The sequence below is a fragment of the Streptomyces sp. NPDC030183 genome, assembly GCF_055573455.1.
The window spans coordinates 113,720-130,757 of record NZ_JBVIBK010000002.1 but is presented as its reverse complement, the minus strand read 5'-3'; the positions used below and the strand labels follow the sequence as shown (position 1 = coordinate 130,757).

The 17,038-nt window shown below is 72.4% G+C and carries 14 protein-coding genes; 7 read left to right on the top strand and 7 right to left on the bottom strand.

The features are described from left to right. The first annotated feature begins 38 nt into the window (after positions 1-38). The 3 genes from ACZ4Z2_RS03475 (at position 39) to ACZ4Z2_RS03465 (ending at position 2,751) form a co-directional block, all read left to right on the top strand. Complete coding sequence (locus ACZ4Z2_RS03475; RefSeq protein WP_055717212.1) at positions 39-797, top strand: GOLPH3/VPS74 family protein; 759 nt, start codon at positions 39-41, stop codon at positions 795-797. A gap of 621 nt (positions 798-1,418) precedes the next feature. Beyond that, a complete protein-coding gene (locus tag ACZ4Z2_RS03470; RefSeq protein WP_468071892.1) occupies positions 1,419-2,279 on the top strand; it encodes a helix-turn-helix domain-containing protein in 861 nt (286 codons plus the stop codon). 262 nt (positions 2,280-2,541) lie between these two features. Continuing rightward, on the top strand, positions 2,542-2,751 hold the full coding sequence (locus ACZ4Z2_RS03465) for a DUF397 domain-containing protein (protein ID WP_055537993.1): 210 nt from the start codon (positions 2,542-2,544) through the stop codon (positions 2,749-2,751). Positions 2,752-2,856: 105 nt separating this feature from the next. On the opposite strand, the gene ACZ4Z2_RS03460 is transcribed toward ACZ4Z2_RS03465, so the two are convergent. Next, a complete protein-coding gene (locus tag ACZ4Z2_RS03460) occupies positions 2,857-3,696 on the bottom strand; it encodes a hypothetical protein (protein ID WP_468071890.1) in 840 nt (279 codons plus the stop codon). A gap of 98 nt (positions 3,697-3,794) precedes the next feature. On the opposite strand from ACZ4Z2_RS03460, the gene ACZ4Z2_RS03455 reads away from it, so the two are divergent. After that, on the top strand, positions 3,795-4,583 hold the full coding sequence (locus ACZ4Z2_RS03455) for an SDR family oxidoreductase (RefSeq protein WP_468072331.1): 789 nt from the start codon (positions 3,795-3,797) through the stop codon (positions 4,581-4,583). A 247-nt stretch (positions 4,584-4,830) separates the two neighbouring features. Further along, positions 4,831-6,414 carry a sodium:solute symporter family protein gene (locus tag ACZ4Z2_RS03450; protein WP_468071888.1) on the top strand — a complete coding sequence of 528 codons (1,584 nt, stop codon included), beginning with the start codon at positions 4,831-4,833 and terminating at the stop codon, positions 6,412-6,414. A gap of 60 nt (positions 6,415-6,474) precedes the next feature. Here ACZ4Z2_RS03450 and ACZ4Z2_RS03445 read toward each other — a convergent pair whose 3' ends face one another. The 4 genes from ACZ4Z2_RS03445 to ACZ4Z2_RS03430 all read right to left on the bottom strand — a co-directional run bounded on the left by ACZ4Z2_RS03445 (position 6,475) and on the right by ACZ4Z2_RS03430 (position 9,350). Next, positions 6,475-7,116, bottom strand: coding sequence for a class I SAM-dependent methyltransferase (locus ACZ4Z2_RS03445; protein ID WP_468071887.1), 642 nt, complete (start codon positions 7,114-7,116; stop codon positions 6,475-6,477). 83 nt (positions 7,117-7,199) lie between these two features. After that, the gene (gene cpt, locus ACZ4Z2_RS03440) at positions 7,200-7,733 is read right to left on the bottom strand and encodes a chloramphenicol phosphotransferase CPT (RefSeq protein WP_468071885.1); all 534 of its coding nucleotides are present in this window, start codon (positions 7,731-7,733) and stop codon (positions 7,200-7,202) included. After that, positions 7,730-8,203 carry a GNAT family N-acetyltransferase gene (locus ACZ4Z2_RS03435; RefSeq protein WP_468071883.1) on the bottom strand — a complete coding sequence of 158 codons (474 nt, stop codon included), beginning with the start codon at positions 8,201-8,203 and terminating at the stop codon, positions 7,730-7,732. Before ACZ4Z2_RS03435 ends, cpt begins: the two co-directional genes overlap by 4 nt. A 31-nt stretch (positions 8,204-8,234) precedes the next feature. Next, the gene (locus tag ACZ4Z2_RS03430; RefSeq protein ID WP_468071881.1) at positions 8,235-9,350 is read right to left on the bottom strand and encodes an ADP-ribosylglycohydrolase family protein; all 1,116 of its coding nucleotides are present in this window, start codon (positions 9,348-9,350) and stop codon (positions 8,235-8,237) included. A 218-nt stretch (positions 9,351-9,568) separates the two neighbouring features. Between ACZ4Z2_RS03430 and ACZ4Z2_RS03425 the strand changes: the two genes are divergently transcribed. Then, entirely contained in the window at positions 9,569-11,020 is a 1,452-nt protein-coding gene (locus ACZ4Z2_RS03425) for an FG-GAP-like repeat-containing protein (RefSeq protein ID WP_468071879.1), read from the top strand. 17 nt (positions 11,021-11,037) lie between these two features. Here the strand turns inward: ACZ4Z2_RS03425 and ACZ4Z2_RS03420 are convergent, their stop codons facing one another. Beyond that, positions 11,038-13,638, bottom strand: coding sequence for a tetratricopeptide repeat protein (locus ACZ4Z2_RS03420; RefSeq protein WP_468071877.1), 2,601 nt, complete (start codon positions 13,636-13,638; stop codon positions 11,038-11,040). A 136-nt stretch (positions 13,639-13,774) separates the two neighbouring features. On the opposite strand from ACZ4Z2_RS03420, the gene ACZ4Z2_RS03415 reads away from it, so the two are divergent. Then, a complete protein-coding gene (locus tag ACZ4Z2_RS03415) occupies positions 13,775-14,296 on the top strand; it encodes a DUF2165 domain-containing protein (RefSeq protein ID WP_468071875.1) in 522 nt (173 codons plus the stop codon). Between the two features lie 115 nt (positions 14,297-14,411). Here ACZ4Z2_RS03415 and ACZ4Z2_RS03410 read toward each other — a convergent pair whose 3' ends face one another. Continuing rightward, positions 14,412-17,006 carry a bifunctional FO biosynthesis protein CofGH gene (locus ACZ4Z2_RS03410; RefSeq protein WP_468071873.1) on the bottom strand — a complete coding sequence of 865 codons (2,595 nt, stop codon included), beginning with the start codon at positions 17,004-17,006 and terminating at the stop codon, positions 14,412-14,414. Positions 17,007-17,038: the final 32 nt, after the last annotated feature.

Genomic DNA, 17,038 nt, shown 5'->3' with positions numbered 1-17,038 from the left:
GGGGTCACCCTGTCATTCATCCACGCGGGGAGGCATGGATGGGCAGGAGCCGCAGAACAATTCCGGAGGAGCTTCTGCTGCTGGCGTTGGACCCGGCCACGGGTACCACCGCACAGCCGCAGTCGCTCGACCTTGGTCTGGCCGGAGCACAGCTAGTAGAGCTGGCGCTGGCCGGGCGGATAGCCCCAGACGGGGATCGTATCGCCGTGGTGTCCCCACGGCCGACTGGAGATCCAACACTGGACTGCGCGTTGGAGTTGCTGCGAAGGCGCGGCGCTCCGGTCCGTGCGGTGCACTGGATCGGCGGGCCCCGGCTGGGGCTGCGCCAGACCTACCTGTCACACCTGGAGCGCTGCGGCATGGTGCACGCCGTCGCGGGCCAGATGTGCGGGGTGCTGCCGACGACGCGCTACCAGGCGACGGACACGGCCATCAGCCGGGAGATCAGGGCCCGGCTGGATTCCGCGATCCGCACCGGCGTACCGCCGGACCCGCGGACGGCCGCGCTCGCCGCACTGGCCCACGCCGTGGGCCTCGGCAAGCACCTGTACCCGGGGAACGAAGGACGCTCGTCCCGCTCCCGGCTCAGGGACCTCATCCGGCACGACCCCATGGGCGGTCTGGTGGCCCACGCCGTCATGGACGTGCAGAACGGCGTGGCCGCACAGCCCCGCCGCAGCCCGGCACCGGCCGGCCGTCAGGCCGCACCCGGCGCCAGGCCACCCGCACCGGAACCCGCCCGTGGCGTTCCGATGCAGCCGCGCCGTGGCTCCATGGCACGCGTCGTGGCGCACTGACCCACCCGCGCGCCGACCCACCAACGCGCACAGAAGCACCGAAGCACCGCGGTAACGAAGCAACGAAGCGCTGAAACACAGCCGTACCGAAACACCGCCGCCGGTCGTACAACGCACCGGCGCGCCACACCGGGTGGGACCCCGGGCCCAGAGCCGCGGGCCCCGACACCGCCCGGCCCGTTCCGCGCGGGACCGCACGACCACGCACGGCCGCACCGACCGCTTCACCTCTTGCGCACCACTCGCACCACCACTCGCACCACCACTCGCACCGTCAGCACCGTCAGCACCGCGCCGAACCGTCACACGGGGACCCAGGGACCCGGTTCGGGAGCCGCTGGACCGCGCGGGGCGGGCGAGGCCGTACGGACACGCTCGGAAGGTCGATCCGTCGACCGGCCGGACCGTCCGTACGAGACGGCCTCGCCGCCCCGCGCGGCCGCATGTTCCGGTGCTGGCCGTACATTCGGCGGAGAACCCCGCACAGCGGAAAAACTACGGCGCGAACGGCGTGTGTCCAGCGCATATCCGCTGTTTTCCAGCGCTACTCGGCACCTTGGTGGCAATCTGCTCAGCAGCAGATACGCAAAGTAGAGGCCCGCAGCCGGAGGTGCACGTCCCGTGGCGTCCAATGTCAATCCCACCGTCAGGCGACGCCGGTTGGGCCAGGAGCTGCGCCGGCTCCGTGAGCTCAAGGGCATGACCGCCGAGGAAGTGGCCGAGCGGCTGCTGGTCTCGCAGTCGAAGATCAGCCGGCTGGAGAACGGCCGCCGCAGCATCAGCCAGCGCGACGTCCGCGACCTCTGCGGGGTCTACGAGGTCGAGGACCAGCGGGTCGTCGACTCCCTGATGCAGATGGCCAAGGACTCGCGCCAGCAGGGCTGGTGGCACGCGTTCGGCGACGTCCCGTACAGCGTCTACATCGGCCTGGAGACCGACGCGGCCAGCCTGCGCGTGTACGACCCGCAGGTCGTCCCCGGACTGCTCCAGACCCGCCCGTACGCCGAGGCCCTCATCGCGGGCGCACTGCCCGAGACGACGCCCGGCGACATCGACAAGCGGGTCCAGGTACGGATGAGGCGACAGGAACGTATCTCCGCGCCGGAGAGCCCCCTGCGGCTGTGGACCGTCCTCGACGAGGCCGCGCTGCGCCGGGTGGTCGGCAACCGCTCCCTCATGCGCGAGCAGCTGGAGCACCTGGTCGAGCAGTCCCAACTCCCCCATGTCACCGTGCAGGTGATCCCCTTCGACATGGGGGCGCACCCGGGTCTCAACGGTCAGTACGCGATCCTGGAGTTCCCGGACGCCTCGGATTCCAGCGTCGTCTATATCGAGGGTGTCACGAGCGATCTGTATCTGGAGAAGCCCGCCGACGTCCAGAAGTACAGCGTGATGTACGAGCACTTGAGGGCGCAGGCCCTGAATGTGGATCAATCCCGCCAGTTCATCGCCGAGATCGCGAAGGGCTATGCCGGGTTGTAGTCCCCGCTCCACGCTGATCAGGCGCCCACGGGAGAGAAAGGGACGGAAGATACACCCTGGCATCTCCACGGGGAAGACCCAAGGGGAATATGTCACTCGCCCGAGTGAATAGTCGCTTCGTCAGGCGATGTTGGCGAGTAGCGTCGATCACGTCAAGGAAATCAACGACCTTGGCGGAAACCGAACTGTGGGGTCCGGGAACGGACGTGGTCCCGCGGTTCGGCGACAGCAACTCAACGACCAACCGGCTAGCGGAGCAGAAATGGCAATTCAGCAAGGCGCCACGGACACGTGGGTCAAGTCCTCGTACTCCACGGGCAACGGCGCGTGCGTCGAGGTCAAGTCCCCCGTCGTCGCGGCACTCTCCGTGCGTGACTCCAAGGTTTCCGACGGTCCGACCCTGGCGTTCCCCGCCGACTCGTGGAACGCGTTCGTCACCGGGGTCAACCGCGGAGCCTTCGACCTCGCGTGACCATGGTTCACCCCCACCAGGAACACAACTTCACACACACCAACTGACAGAGCCCTCTCGACCGGCCCGCCGTCCTGGCCGAGGGGGCTCGGCCTTGCCCGCCCGCTACCTGAGCCGGTCCACGTACCGGTCCGTCCCCGGGACCGTCGGGATGAACGGCGCCAGCAGCTCCAGCCTCCCCAGTCCCGAACCCTCCAGTTCCTCCCGCGCGCCCGCGAAGTGCGCCTCCCAGCAGTCGCGTGGGTCGGCCTCCAGGAACCACAGGAGGGTGAGGCGGGTGTCGACGCCCTCGACCTGCTTGACGTAGGACATGCGGTCCAGCGGCAGCGGCGTCGGCCGGAAGACCGTGACCAGGGCGGCCGGGGACCCGGCGAGCCGCTTCGGCAGCCGCCGGGCCCGCAGCCACTCCAGGAGCTCCGCCCGCCGCTCCGGCCCCTCGGCGTCGACCACCTCCAGTACGAGGCCCGCGTACGGGTGGTCGAGGGCGTGGATGTCGCGCGGACCGGCGGCGCCGTCCCGGTAGACGGTCGCCTCGTGGTCCTGGAAGGCGGTGAAGACGTGCGTCCGGTCCTGGTAGACCCGCGCGTCGCGGTTGAGCCGCTTGTTGATGGCGACCGTCCAGCGCATGTGGTCGTCGTAGCGGCCGTCGGTGATCCAGTACGTGGAGAGGTAGCAGCCGGCGGTGACCGGCTGGGCGATCGCCGACTTCTCCGGGGTCCGCAGCAGTTGCAGATCGCGGGTCGCGACCCAGCGGCGGCCCGCGAACATCCAGGGCATCGCCATCGCCCCCGCGTAGTAGTGGTCGTCCTCGTACCAGCGGTTGTACGCGTACTCGTGGCCCGGATGCGGCTCGACCATCGTGATCAGGGCGTGGCCGGGACGGACGCCGTACGGGCCGACGGCGGCCAGCTCGGCATAGGCGGCGCTGCGGGTGTCGTCCGACATGGATGCTTCCCTTCCTTCCTCCACCGGTCGCCCATACTCTGACGTCCCGTCAGATAGAGCGCCAGACCCTGGAGGTAGCGATGCCCCTGCCCCTGCCCCTGCCCCTGCTGAGCGGCAAGACCGTCGTCGTGTCGGGCGTCGGAGCGGGACTCGGCCGGCGGGTGGCCGCCGCGGTCGTGCGGGACGGCGGGAACGCCGTATTGGGGGCGCGTACGGAGGCCAGCCTCGCCAAGGCCGCGGCGGAGGTGGACCCGGACGGCGCGCACACGGCGTACCGGGCGACGAACATCACCGACGAGGGGCAGTGCGACGCGCTCGCGGCGCTGGCGCGGGAGCGGTTCGGGGGCGTGGACGCGGTGGTGCACGTGGCCGCCTGGGACAGCTGCTTCGGAGGGCTGGAGGACGCCGACTTCGCCACCTGGCAGGCGGTCCTCGACGTGAACCTGCTGGGCACCCTGCGGATGACCCGGGCCTGCCTGCCCGCCCTGAAGGAGGCGGGCGGCGGGTCCGTGGTCATCATCGGGACGCAGTCGGCGGTCGCCGCGCCCTCGCAGGTGCGGCAGGCCGCGTACGCGGCGTCGAAGGGGGCGCTGACGAGCGCGATGTACTCGCTGGCCCGGGAGTTGGGGCCCCATCGGATACGGGTCAACACGGTGCTGCCGGGGTGGATGTGGGGGCCGCCGGTGGAGGCGTACGTCCGGTTCACGGCGCACGGCGAGGGGGTGCCGGAGGCGGAGGTGCTGGCGCGGCTCACCGAGCGCATGGCGCTGCCCGAGCTGGCCACGGACGGGGATGTCGCGGACGCCGTGGTTTTCCTGGCCTCCGACCGGGCTCGGGCGATCACCGGCCAGTCGTTGCTGGTGAACGCCGGGGAGTTGATGCGCTGAGCCGGTCCGCGGTGATGAGGACTGCGGGGGCGCGGGCTGCGGGGCCGCGGGGGTGATCGTTTTTAGCCACCCGACGCCACTCAATCTTTCATGTACATGAACCAGGGTCATCGCGCAGAACTTTTTTACCGCCTCTTGACCTACCCCTTCCTTGCCGTGAGCATGCCACCGAACCCAGAGTTCACAGAGTTCACATGCCTGACCGTTCACATGGCTGACCCTGGCGGCGGACCCTGGAAGGGGGCCCATGAACAGTCTCGACTGGGCCGTGCTCATCGGCTACTTCGGTGTGATGGTCGCGATCGGCGTCTGGTCGCACAAGCGAGTGGACAACGTCAGCGACTTCTTCACCGCCGGCGGCAGGATGCCGTGGTGGCTGTCCGGCATCTCGCACCACATGTCGGGCTACAGCGCGGTGATGTTCACCGGGTACGCCGGCATCGCGTACACGTGGGGCGTGACGTCGTTCGTGACGTGGTCCTTCCCCATCGCCCTCGGTATCGCCATCGGCTCCAAGCTGTTCGCGCCGCGCATCAACCGGCTCCGGTCGCGGCTGCATGTGGCGTCCCCCCTGGAGTATCTGAAGAACCGTTACAACCTGCCGACCCAGCAGGCGTTGGCGTGGTCCGGCATGTTGCTGAAGATCGTGGACGTCGGGGCGAAGTGGGCCGCGATCGCGACCCTGCTGTCCGTCTTCACCGGCGTCTCCCTGAACCAGGGCATCCTCATCACCGGCGGTATCACCGCCGTCTACTGCACCATCGGCGGTCTGTGGGCGGACGCCCTGACCGAGCTGGGGCAGTTCGTCATCCAGCTCCTCGCCGGCATCGCGATGTTCGTGGCCGTGTTCGTGAAACTGGACGACTACGGCGGCTTCTTCGGCGTCTGGGACCGCCCCGAGCTGGAGGGCCACGGCGAGCCCCTCGTCGGCCCGTACGGCACCGTCTTCCTCCTGGCGTTCCTCTTCATCAAGCTGTTCGAGTACAACGGCGGCATGCTCAACCAGGCCCAGCGCTACATGGCCACGGCCACCCCCTACGAGGCCGAGCGCTCCGCCCGGCTGTCGGCGGTCCTGTGGCTGGTCTGGCCGCTGGTGCTGTTCTTCCCCATGTGGATGTCGCCGCTGCTGGTCACCTCGGAGAAGGGCGACGGCTCCGACACCTACGCCCTGATGACCGAGCAGTTGCTGCCGCACGGGCTGCTGGGACTCGTCATCGTCGGCTTCTTCTCCCACACCATGGCGATGTGCTCCTCCGACGCGAACGCCATCGCGGCCGTCTTCACCCGGGACTGCGCGCCGGTGGTGTGGCGCCGGGCGCGGGCCTGGAGCGAGGGCCAGGGGCTGCGGGTCGCCCGGATCACGACCGTCGTGTTCCTGGGGCTGTCCATGGCGGCGGCCACACAGGTCAACTCCCCCGCGTTCAAGGACATCATCACGGTCGTCATCAAGTGGGTCGCCGGGCTGATGGGTCCGATGGCCATCCCGATGATGCTGGGTCTGCTGCGGCCGTTCCGGCGCTCCGGGCCGACGGCCGCGCTCACCAGCTGGGCGTGCGGGCTGTTCGCCTTCTGGCTGGTGAACTACCCGATCCACTGGAACGTCGAGGGCGGCGTCCCGCTCCAGTACCAGGTGTCCATCCCGCTGTCCGTGTCGCTGGTGCTGTACATCGCCATCGGGTTCATCAAGCCGGAGGACACACCGGAGCGGCTCGCGATCATCGAGAAGATCAACACGGACGGGGACGGCGACGGCCGCGGCGGCACGGGAGCCGCGGCGGCGGTCCCGGCACCGGGCTCGGGCAAGGACGCGGCCAGTCCGACGGGGGTCTAGGCCTGTCGGCCTAGCCGGACGGGTTCACCCGACGCCGGCGTCGGCGTCGGGGACCGGCGGTCACTTCTCCAGCCGCATCAGCAGGTGCCCGCGCCTGAACCGCTCGCCCTCGCGGGGCTCGCGCAGCATGCGGCCCACTTCGATGAAGCCGAACTCGCTGGTGAGGGCGGCGAGTTCGTCGATGGGCCAGCGGAAGGCCGTGGTCACCTTGTGGTCGAACTCGGTGACGGGTCCGCCCTCCGACTCGAAGAAGCCGAGCACGAGGTGGCCGCCGGGCGCGAGGACACGGCGGAACTCCGCGACGTACGAGCACACCTCGCGCGGCGGGGCGTGGATGACCGAGTACCAGGAGACGAGGCCGTCCAGCTCGTCGTCGGCCAGGTCGAGCGCGTGCATGGAGCCGACCTCGAACCGCAGGTCGGGGTAGGACTCCCGGGCCAGCCGGATCATCACCGGCGACAGGTCGATCCCGAGGACGTCGAGGCCGAGGTCCCGCAGGTACGCCGTCACCCGGCCGGGGCCGCAGCCCAGCTCGGCGACGGGCCCACCGTCGACGGCCCGCACGGAGTCGGCGAACGCGGCGAGCATCGCGCGTTCCAGCGGGAGGGAGTCGAACTCGTCTTTGACCAGTTGGGCGTAGAGGACGGCGATGTCGTCGTACGCGGCCGCTGTCGTACGGAGATGCGAGGGGAGTCCAGTCACAAGCGAGGACACTAGGGCCCGGTCGCCGCGCGGACCACCGTTTTGCACGTCACCGTCCCGTCGGCCGTCAGGGGGCCGGGTTCTCAGTGCAGGTGGGCCGCGATGGTGTGGGCGCAGGTCAGGGGGGCGGTGTGGGTGGTGTCGATCTCGAGGTCGTAGGTGACGTCCTGGTGGACCAGGGTGGCCTGGAGGGCGGCCATGCCGTGGGGGCGGTCGCCCCGGGCGGCCTCCCGGGCCGTGGCCACCGTGGCGGCGCAGTGGACGCCGACCCACAGGACCGGGAGGTCGCCGAGGGCGTCGCGCCAGCGCCGTTGGGAGGCGGCGCCGCCCAGGAAGACGTCGTCGACGACGACGCGGGCGCCCGCGCGGGCCATCGCCGCCAGGCCCGCCGCCCAGGCCGCGTCCAGCACCTGGAAGTCGGCGCCCGTGCTCACCGCGCCGTCCGCCGCGAAGTCGATGCCCTGGTCCGAGGACCGCATCCGCTCCGGCATCGCGTCCACGAGCGTGTCCACGCTGAACGCCAGCCAGGGGTCCGGCAGTACGGACTGCAGGCTCCGTGCGATCGCGGACTTCCCCGAGCTGGAACCGCCGTTGAGGATGATCATGCGGGTGTTCATCGCGTCACCGCGGCCCCGCGCGGGCCGGTGGCCGCCGGGTGGCGCACCATGAAGACGTCCACCGGGTCCTCGGACTCCGGGGTGAAGCCGTGCCGTTCGTAGAGGCGGCGTGCCGCGCTGCCCCGCAGGACGTTGAGGCGGACCACCGTGCCGTCCCGGTCGCAGCGGTCGAGCAGTTCGCGCAGCACGGCCGTGCCGGTGCCGGAGCCGTGCAGGCGCGGGGCCAGGTAGAAGTGCTCCAGCCAGTGGGCGTCGGCGGCGGGGCGGAGCGCCACACAGCCGGCGGGTTCACCGCCCACCTCGATGATCCAGGTGTGGGCCGCGTCGAAGCCCTCGCGCAAGCGCCGGCGGACGCGGTCCTCGTCGTAGCGGCCGAGGCGCTCCAGGTCCGGGCGCATCACCACGGCCCGCAGCTCCGCCAGCGGTTCCACGTCCGCCGCCGAGGCCCCGCGCAGGGTCCAGTCCGCCATGGCTTCCTCTCTCACCGGCTTTCTCTCGCTCTCAGGCCCGGGGATAGCGTGCCAGCCATCCCGGCACCGCGCCGTTGGGGCTGTGCAGGGCGGGGCCCTGGGTCATCTCCAGGGCGAAGTCGTCGGCCAGGACCAGCAGGGTGGGGCGGCCCTCGAGTTCCGCGAGCCAGGCAGGGGGGAGCGCCGTCTCGCCGTGCAGGGCGCCGAGGAGGCCGCCGGTCAGGGCGCCCGCCGCCTTCGACGGGCCGCTGTGGTTGACCGAGAGGCACAGGCCCTGGCGTACGTCCTCGCCCACGAGCGCGCAGTAGATCGCCACCGCGAGCAGCCGGTCTGCCGTGCCGGGGTCGGCCAGCTCCTCCACGAGCGCCGGTGAGGGCGGGCCGGTGCGGACGGCGGCGAGGGCTTCGTGGAGGGCTTCGGTGACGGGCTGGTGGCCGGGGCGGGCGGCGAGCAGCACCAGGGCCTTCTGCACGGCGGCGTCCATGCTCTCGCCCCGGGCCAGGGCGTGCACGACGACGGCGTACGAGCCGGCCGCGAGGTACGCGGTGGGGTGGCCGTGGGTCTGGGCCGCGCACTCGACGGCGAGCTGGAAGACGAGCTGGGGCTCCCAGCCGACGAGGAGGCCGAAGGGGGCCGAGCGGGCGGCGGCCTCGGCGCCGGCCTCGCCGGGGTTCTTGGGGGCGTCGAGCGTCCCCATGGTGTCGTCGGCGAAGCCGAGCAGGCACACCCGGGACGGGTCGCGCCGGGCGTACAGCCACTCCTCGCGGGCGAGCCAGCCGTCGTCCTTGCGGCGCTCGTCGGGGCCCCAGTCCCGCTGGGTCGCCGCCCAGCGGAGGTAGGCCCGGTGCAGATCGGTCGGCGGGTGCCAGGCGCCGGTGTCGCGGCGGACCTGGGCGCGGATCAGACCGTCGACGGTGAAGAGGGTCAGCTGGGTGAGGTCGGTGATCGCGCCGCGTCTTCCGTAGGCGGGCGCCAGGTCGGGCAGGCCCTCGGGGCCGTACGTCTCGCGGATGCGGGGCAGGGGCAGCGGTCCGACGGGCGCTCCCAGCGCGTCGCCTACGGCCGCGCCCAGCAGTGTTCCGCGCACCCGGCTGCGGAAGTCCTGCTGTTCGGCACGCCCCCAGACGGCCCCGGCTGTCGCACCCACCCCGGCCTCCTCACGGCCTTACCCGTACGTCAGTACGTAAGTACATCCGTACGCCCGTACGGCTCGACAGTCCAGCACTGTAATCGAACGGGAATGGTCGGTTCAGGGGTCTCGACGAGCGGGTTCCAGCACGTGGAGAGCAACCCTTTTGCACCCCCGATGGTCAAACGATCAGATGTGAACCACCGGCATCCCCTGACCCAACTCCTGGAGAATCCGTGCCTCTTCGCACCAGCCGTCGTACGGGCACCGGCGCCGCCCGCCGCACGAGCAACCGCGCGGTCGCGGGACGCGCCGCCGTCGCCGTCGCGCTGCTGGCCGCTCCCCTCGTCGCCACCGTTCCGGCCGCCGCGGCCCCGAAGGCGCCGATCACCGACTTCAACGGCGACGGTTTCGCCGACCTCGCGACCGCCGCGCCCGAGGCCACCGTCTCCGGCGTCCAGTCCGCGGGCTACGTCGCCGTCGTCTACGGCTCCCCGGCGGGCGCCGACACCGCGCACCCGCTGATCGTGTCGCAGGCCCTGCCGTGGGTGCCCGGCGAGCCCTCGCCGCACCACTTCGGCAGGTCCACGGCCGCCCGCGACCTCGACGGGGACGGTTACACCGACCTCGTCGTCGGCGCCAACGCGGGCGCCGCCGCCATCGTGTGGGGTTCCGCGAGCGGTCTGACATCCGCCACCGCGCTCAGCGGCACCGTCATCAAACTGGCCGGCGGCGACTTCAACGGCGACGGTCAGGACGACATCGCCCTCGGCAACGACGGCGTCCTCCAGGTCCGCCTGGGTCCGTTCACCCGGGACGGCGCGCCCGCGGGCACCAACGTCTTCCCGGAGAACGAGAGGCGGCCGACCTGGGACGTCATCGCCGGCGACATGAACGGCGACGGCAAGGACGACCTCGTCACCACCCACGGCTTCGACGAGCGCTCGTACCCGACCCTCTGGTGGCCGGGCACCGCGACCGGCGTCGACACCGAGCACGCCAGGTCGACCGGCGCCCCCACCCTCGGCGGCGTCGTCGCGGACGTGAACGCGGACGGCTACGGCGACTACGTCGGACGGCAGGTCGACGCCATCTCCGAGATGGAGATGTACGACGCGGGCAACGTCCGGGTCGTCTACGGCGGCCCGGACGGACCGAGCACCCGGGTCACGAAGATCACGCAGAACACGGCGGGCGTGCCCGGCGTCTCCGAGGCCGGATTCCGGGGCGGCGACCACAGCGACTACGGCGACCAGTTCGGCGCCTCGCTGGCCGCCGGTGACGTCACGGGCGACGGCTACCCGGACATCGCGGTCGGTGTGCCCGGCGAGGACATCGGCTCCGTCCGCGACGCCGGTTCCGTCGTCCTGCTGAAGGGCGGCCCCTCCGGGCTCACCGGCACCGGCGCCCAGGCATTCGACCAGTCCGTCTCCGGGGTGCCCGGTGTCTCCGAGGCCGGTGACCGGTTCGGCGAGGCCGTCGCCCTGCTCGACGTCAACGCCAACGACCGCGCCGACCTCGCCGTCGCCGCGCCCACGGAGGACGGCACGTACAAGAACTCGGGCGCGGTGTGGCTGTTCCGGGGCTCGAAGGCGGGCCTGACCACGAACAACATCACCTCGTTCGGGCCATCCGTCCTGAAGGCGCCGGAGAAGGGCGCGCTCTTCGGCGCCGGGTTCGCCAAGTAGCCCACGCCAGGTAGGCCCTACCCCGCCCCGCCCGGCCGGGCCGCCGCCTCGGTGGCCCGGCCGTGCAGTTCCTCCGTCCACGAGTCGCCGGGGCTCAGTTCGAGGGCCCGCTCCGCGTCGGCCAGCGCCCTCGCGGGGTCGCCGAGTTCGAGGTGGAGCGCCACCCGGTGGCGGAGCGCCCAGGTGTACTCGGGGGCCAGGGCCACCGCCCGGTCGAGGTCGGTCAGGGCCTCCTCGCGGCGGCCCAGCTTCATGAGGGAGACACCCCGGCTGGCGTACGCCGACGCGTACAGCCCGTCCTGGGCGATCGCCCGGTCGTAGTCGGCGAGGGCCTCCTCGTCACGGCCGGCGACCCGCAGGGCGTCGCCGCGTTCGCAGCGCACCCACGCCGAGTCGGGCTCCAGGGCCACCGCGTGGTGCAGATCGGCCAGTTGGCGCTCGTGCTCGCCCCGCGTGCGGCGCACCCGGGCGCGGCGCACCAGGGCCCACACATACGTGCCGTCCAGTTCGAGGGCCCGGTCCAGATCCGCGAGGGCCTCGTCGAGGCGGCCCTGCGCGTGCCGGGCCGCGCCCCGGGAGGCCCAGGCGGCGCGGCGGTCCGGGGCGAGCGTGACCGCCCGGTCCAGGTCGGCGACCGCGGCGGACGGGTTCCCCAGGAGGCGCTGGTAGTCGCCGCGCAGGGTGAGGGTGGTGGCGTCGTCGGGGGCGAGGGCGTCGGCCCGGTCGAGGTCGGCCACGGCGGCGGCGTGGTCCCCGGTGTGGGCGTGGGCGACGGCCCGCCCCGTGTACGCCGTGACCAGCTCCGGGTCGAGGGCGAGCGCCCGGTCGAACTCGGTGACCGCCCGCTCGTCGGCCCCGTCGCGGTGCAGGGCGCGTCCCCGCAGGGCATGGGCGAGGGCCTGGTGCCGGGTGTCGAGGCCGGCCCGCAGGAGCAGGGCGCCCAGCGCGTCGTGCGCCCCGCCCCGCCCCAGCGCCGCCAGCAGGTCCTCGCCCCAGCGGGCGGGCTCCGCGGCGTCCGCGTCCCGGCCCGCCTGGGCCAGCGTCTCGGCCCAGCGCCGGGCCACCGGCTCGCCCTCGCCGCACGCGCGCACGGCGTCGCGCAACGCCCGCGGCAGCGCGCCCCGCCCGTCCGCGCACAGCAGGTGGTAGGTCTCGGCCAGGCGCGCTTCCCGCCACCGTTCCGTGCCCCAGAGCCGGTCGTCCGCGACGCCCGCTCCGGCCTCGGCCCGCCACTCGGCGAAGGCGGCAGCGAGGCGCCGGTGCCGCTCGGTCCACGCGCGGGGCGACCGCAGGCGTTGCAGCCGGACCATGGGCGCCCGTACGACGTCGTGGTAGACGATCCGGTCCCCGCGGTCGGTGACGAAGGGCAGCGCCCGCAGCCAGGCGAGCAGCGCCTCGGAGCCGCCGTCGCCGTCGCCCCCGGTGCCGTCGCGGCCGTGGGGGCCGTCGGTGCCGTCGGGGTGGAGGTCCGCGACGGCCGCACGGAAGACGTCCGCGTCCAGCCACCGGGGCAGGGCGCAGGCCAGTGCCGCCGCCCGGTGCACCGGGTCGGGCTCCCACTTCAGGAAGCGTTCCACGGCGGTGGCGCTGGGGTCGCCGGCGTCGGCCAGGTCGTCGAGGTCGCGGGGGCGGGCCTCGGCGAGCGTGGAGACGAGGACGGGGAGGCCGCCGGTGAGGCGCAGCACCTCGTCGACGACGGGTTCCGCGAGGACGCCCTTGGCGGCGAGGAGCCCCCGGGTCTCGGTCTCCGTGAAGGGCCGCAGCGGGATGTCCGCGACGAAGTCGGCGAGCCCTCCCCAGCGGGCGGTGTCGACGGGCCGCCGACCGGCGGTGACGAGGACGACGTTGCCGGGGAGGGGGCCGTGGCGGTCACCGGTGACCAGGTCGTGCAGCCACGGGTCGAGGAAGGGGCCGGTCCGCTCGTAGGTGTCGAAGAGCAGGACCAGCCAGGGCACGTGGGCGGCGGCCTCGGTGAGTTCGTCCAGCAGGACGGGGGTCAGGACGCGTTCGGGGGCGAGGAGGAGCCGGGCGTCCTCCTGGCCGCGCAGCCGGGAGCCCATGCCCGCCCACAGCCGGTCGGCGCCGCGGGCGAGTCCGTCGGGGTCGACGGCGCCGGCGAAGGGCCCGACGACGGGCAGCAGGCCGAGCGCCACGAGGGCCGCCCGGGCGGCGGCCGTGCTCGCGGCGGAGGGCACCGCGGGTCCGGCGCCGGGCTCCTCCTCGGGTTCCGCCACGGCCAAGGCGGCCAGTTCGGCCTCGTACCGCCGCTCGCGGTGGGCCGTCAGCAGCCGCTCCAGCTCCTTGCACCGCCGCCCCTCACGGGCGAGCCGGTCCGCGATCACCGCCATGGCCTCGGGGACGCTGCCGGCCCCGTCGTCGACATAGGCGGTCAGGGCGCCGTGCTCCCGGGCGATCTGCTCCAACTCCCGGACGAGGAAGGTCTTCCCGATGCCCGCGTCGCCGTGGACGTGGAACAGGAACCGCCGGCGCTCGTCCTCGATCGGCAGGTCGAAGGCGGCGCGGAACGCGGCCCGTTCCGCGGCACGGCCGACGAAGCCCTGCCGGGTGCGCCGCCGGATCAGCTCCTGCATCGTCGGAACCGGCCGCTCCCGTGCCATGCGTCATCCTCCGCTCGTCCGCCGGTCGCGGCGGTCGCCACCCGTGCTGTTCCCGCCAGTCGGCAGCCACTGATTCTGGCCCAACGCGCCGAAAATCACCTGGGGTTGCACAGATCATGCGGGACATAGTTGATCCATGTCCGCAGATCTGAGACCCCGTTCGTCCGTCCTCCCCCTCGCCTCGACGCTTCTCGTCGGCACCGTCGCCCTCTACATGGCGCTCGTCGCCTTCAGCAACATCACCGACTTCGGCACCAACCAGCAGTTCGTACGGCACGTTCTCGCCATGGACACCACGTTCAAGGACGAGGACCTCATGTGGCGGGCGATCACGTCGAAGGGCCTCCAGGACACGGCGTACGTCGCCATCATCGTCTGGGAGACGGTCTCCGCGCTGATCCTCATAGCCGCCACGTACTTCTGGGCCACCGCCCTGCGCTCACGCGCCTTCCACACCGCCCGCCGCTACAGCACCCTCGGTCTGCTCATGGTCCTGCTCCTCTTCGGCGCCGGCTTCATGGCCATCGGCGGCGAGTGGTTCGTGATGTGGCAGTCCAAGAGCTGGAACGGCCTCGACGCGGCGCTGCGCGTGTTCCTGCTCAGCGGTGTGGTGCTCCTGGTCACCTGCTTGCCGCAGGACGAACCGGCGAAGGGCTAGCGCCTGCCCCAGGACCCGCCCGGGCCCCGGCGCGATCGACCCCCGCCGTCGTACGGACCGTACGGACCGGCGGGGTCGATCGCGCGGGTGACCGGGGTCGGCTCCGTGGGGCTCGTCAGGGCCGTCGGTCCAGGATCGGCAGCAGCTCCGGCAGGTGGCCGTCGGAGGCGGTGGCCGCGCGCCGACGCTCCTCCGGGACCGGGTCGTACAGGGTCGTGCGCGGGCGGGCGGGGCGGCCGGCGGCCTCCGCCACGGCGATCAGGTCCTTGACCGACTTGTACGAGCCGTAGGAGGAGCCGGCCATGCGGGAGATCGTCTCCTCCATCAGTGTGCCGCCGAGGTCGTTGGCGCCGGAGCGGAGCATCTCGGCGGCGCCCTCGGTGCCGAGCTTCACCCAGCTGGTCTGGATGTTGGGGATCCACGGGTGGAGGAGGAGGCGGGCCATGGCGGTGACCGCGCGGTTGTCGCGCATCGTCGGGCCGGGCCGGGCGATGCCGGCCAGGTAGACCGGCGCGTTGGTGTGGATGAAGGGCAGCGTCACGAACTCCGTGAAGCCGCCGGTGCGTTGCTGGATGCCGGCGAGGGTCCGCAGATGGCCGAGCCAGTGCCGGGGCTGGTCGACGTGGCCGTACATCATCGTCGAGGTGGAGCGGATGCCCAGCTCGTGGGCGGTGGTCACCACCTCGATCCAGGTGGCCGTGGGCAGCTTGCCCTTGGTGAGGACCCAGCGGACCTCGTCGTCGAGGATCTCGGCGGCCGTGCCGGGGATGGAGTCGAGCCCGGCCTCCTTCGCGGCCGTCAGCCACTCCCGGATCGACATCCCGGTGCGGGTGGCGCCGTTGACGACCTCCATGGGCGAGAACGCGTGGACGTGCATCCCCGGCACCCGCTCCTTCACGGCCCGCGCGATGTCGAAGTACGCCGTGCCGGGCAGGTCGGGGTGGATGCCGCCCTGCATGCAGACCTCGACGGCGCCCACGTCCCACGCCTGCGCCGCCCGGTCGGCGACCTGCTCCAGCGACAGGGTGTACGCGTCGGCGTCCGTGCGGCGCTGCGCGAAGGCGCAGAAACGGCAGCCGGTGTAGCAGACGTTGGTGAAGTTGATGTTCCGCGTGACGATGTACGTGACGTCGTCGCCGACGGCCGACCTGCGGACGTCGTCCGCGACGCGGCACAGCGCGTCGAGCGCGGGGCCGTCCGCGTGCAGCAGGGCCAGGGCCTCGTCGTCGCTGAGCCGGGTCGGGTCGTCGGCGGCCGTGCGCAGCGCGTCCCGTACGTCGGTGTCGATGCGCTCGGGTGCCATGCCGGGCGCCGCCGCCTCGCGCAGGGCGCCCCAGTCGCCGTAGACGGAGTCGAAGTCGTCGCGGCGGTCGCCGGTGCGGCCCTCGGTGTCGACGGCGGTGTGCAGATCGGTGCGCCCGGCGGCGACGAAGACCTCCTCGGGCTCCTGCCACGGGTGCCCCTCGACGACGGCGTCGGGCAGGGCCAGGCCGGTGGCCGGGTCGGCGAGCGCGCGGACGTGCGGGAGGAGCCGGGGGTCCAGCCAGGGCTCGCCGCGGGTGACGAACTCCGGGTACACGCAGAGCCGCTCCCGCAGCTCGAACCCGGCGGCGCGGGACCGTTCGGTGAGCTCCTCGATCAGCGGCCAGGGGCGCTCGGGGTTCACATGGTCGATGGTGAGGGGCGACACCCCGCCCCAGTCGTCGATCCCGGCGGCGATGAGGCGCTCGTACTCGCTGTCGACGAGGTTCGGCGGGGCCTGGATGCAGCCCGAGGGGCCCATGACGAGCCGGGCCACGGCGACGGCGGCCACCAGCTCGTCGAGCTCCGCGTCCGGCATGCCGCGCATCGCGGTGTCGGGCTTGGCGCGGAAGTTCTGGATGATCAGTTCCTGGATGCCGTGGTAGGCGCGGGCGACCTTGCGCAGCGCGAAGAGGGACTCGGCCCGCTCCTCGTACGTCTCGCCGATGCCGAGGAGGATGCCGGAGGTGAACGGGACGGAGGACCGACCGGCGTCCTCCAGCACCCGCAGCCGTACGGCGGGCTCCTTGTCGGGGGAGCGGTGGTGGGGGCCGCCCGGCTCGGACCACAGACGGGTGGCGGTGGTCTCCAGCATCATGCCCATCGAGGGGGCGACCGGCTTGAGCCGCTGGAAGTCGGTCCAGCTCAGCACGCCGGGGTTGAGGTGGGGCAGCAGTCCGGTCTCCTCCAGGATGCGGATGGAGATCGCGCGGACGTAGGCGATGGTGTCGTCGTAGCCGTGCGCGTCGAGCCACTCGCGCGCCTCGGGCCAGCGGTCCTCCGGCTTGTCGCCGAGGGTGATCAGGGCTTCCTTGCAGCCGAGGGCGGCGCCCTTGCGGGCCACGTCGAGGACCTCGTCGGGCGACATGAACATCCCGTGGCCGGCCCGGCGCAGCTTGCCGGGCACGGTGACGAAGGTGCAGTAGTGGCATGTGTCCCGGCAGAGCCGGGTGAGCGGGATGAACACGCTCTTGGAGTACGTGATGACGCCGGGCCGCCCGGCCTCCGCGAGCCCCGCGTCCCGCACGCGGGCCGCCGACGCGGCGAGGTCGTCCAGGTCCGCGCCGCGGGCCTGGAGCAGCACCGCCGCCTCGGCCACGTCCAGCGCCACGCCGTCCCGGGCGCGTTTCAGGGCGCGACGCATGGAGTTCTCGGTGGGGCCGGTTCCCTGGCTGGCGGAAGTCGTCATTCGTCGAGCATACGAGCGACGGGATCGGCTCG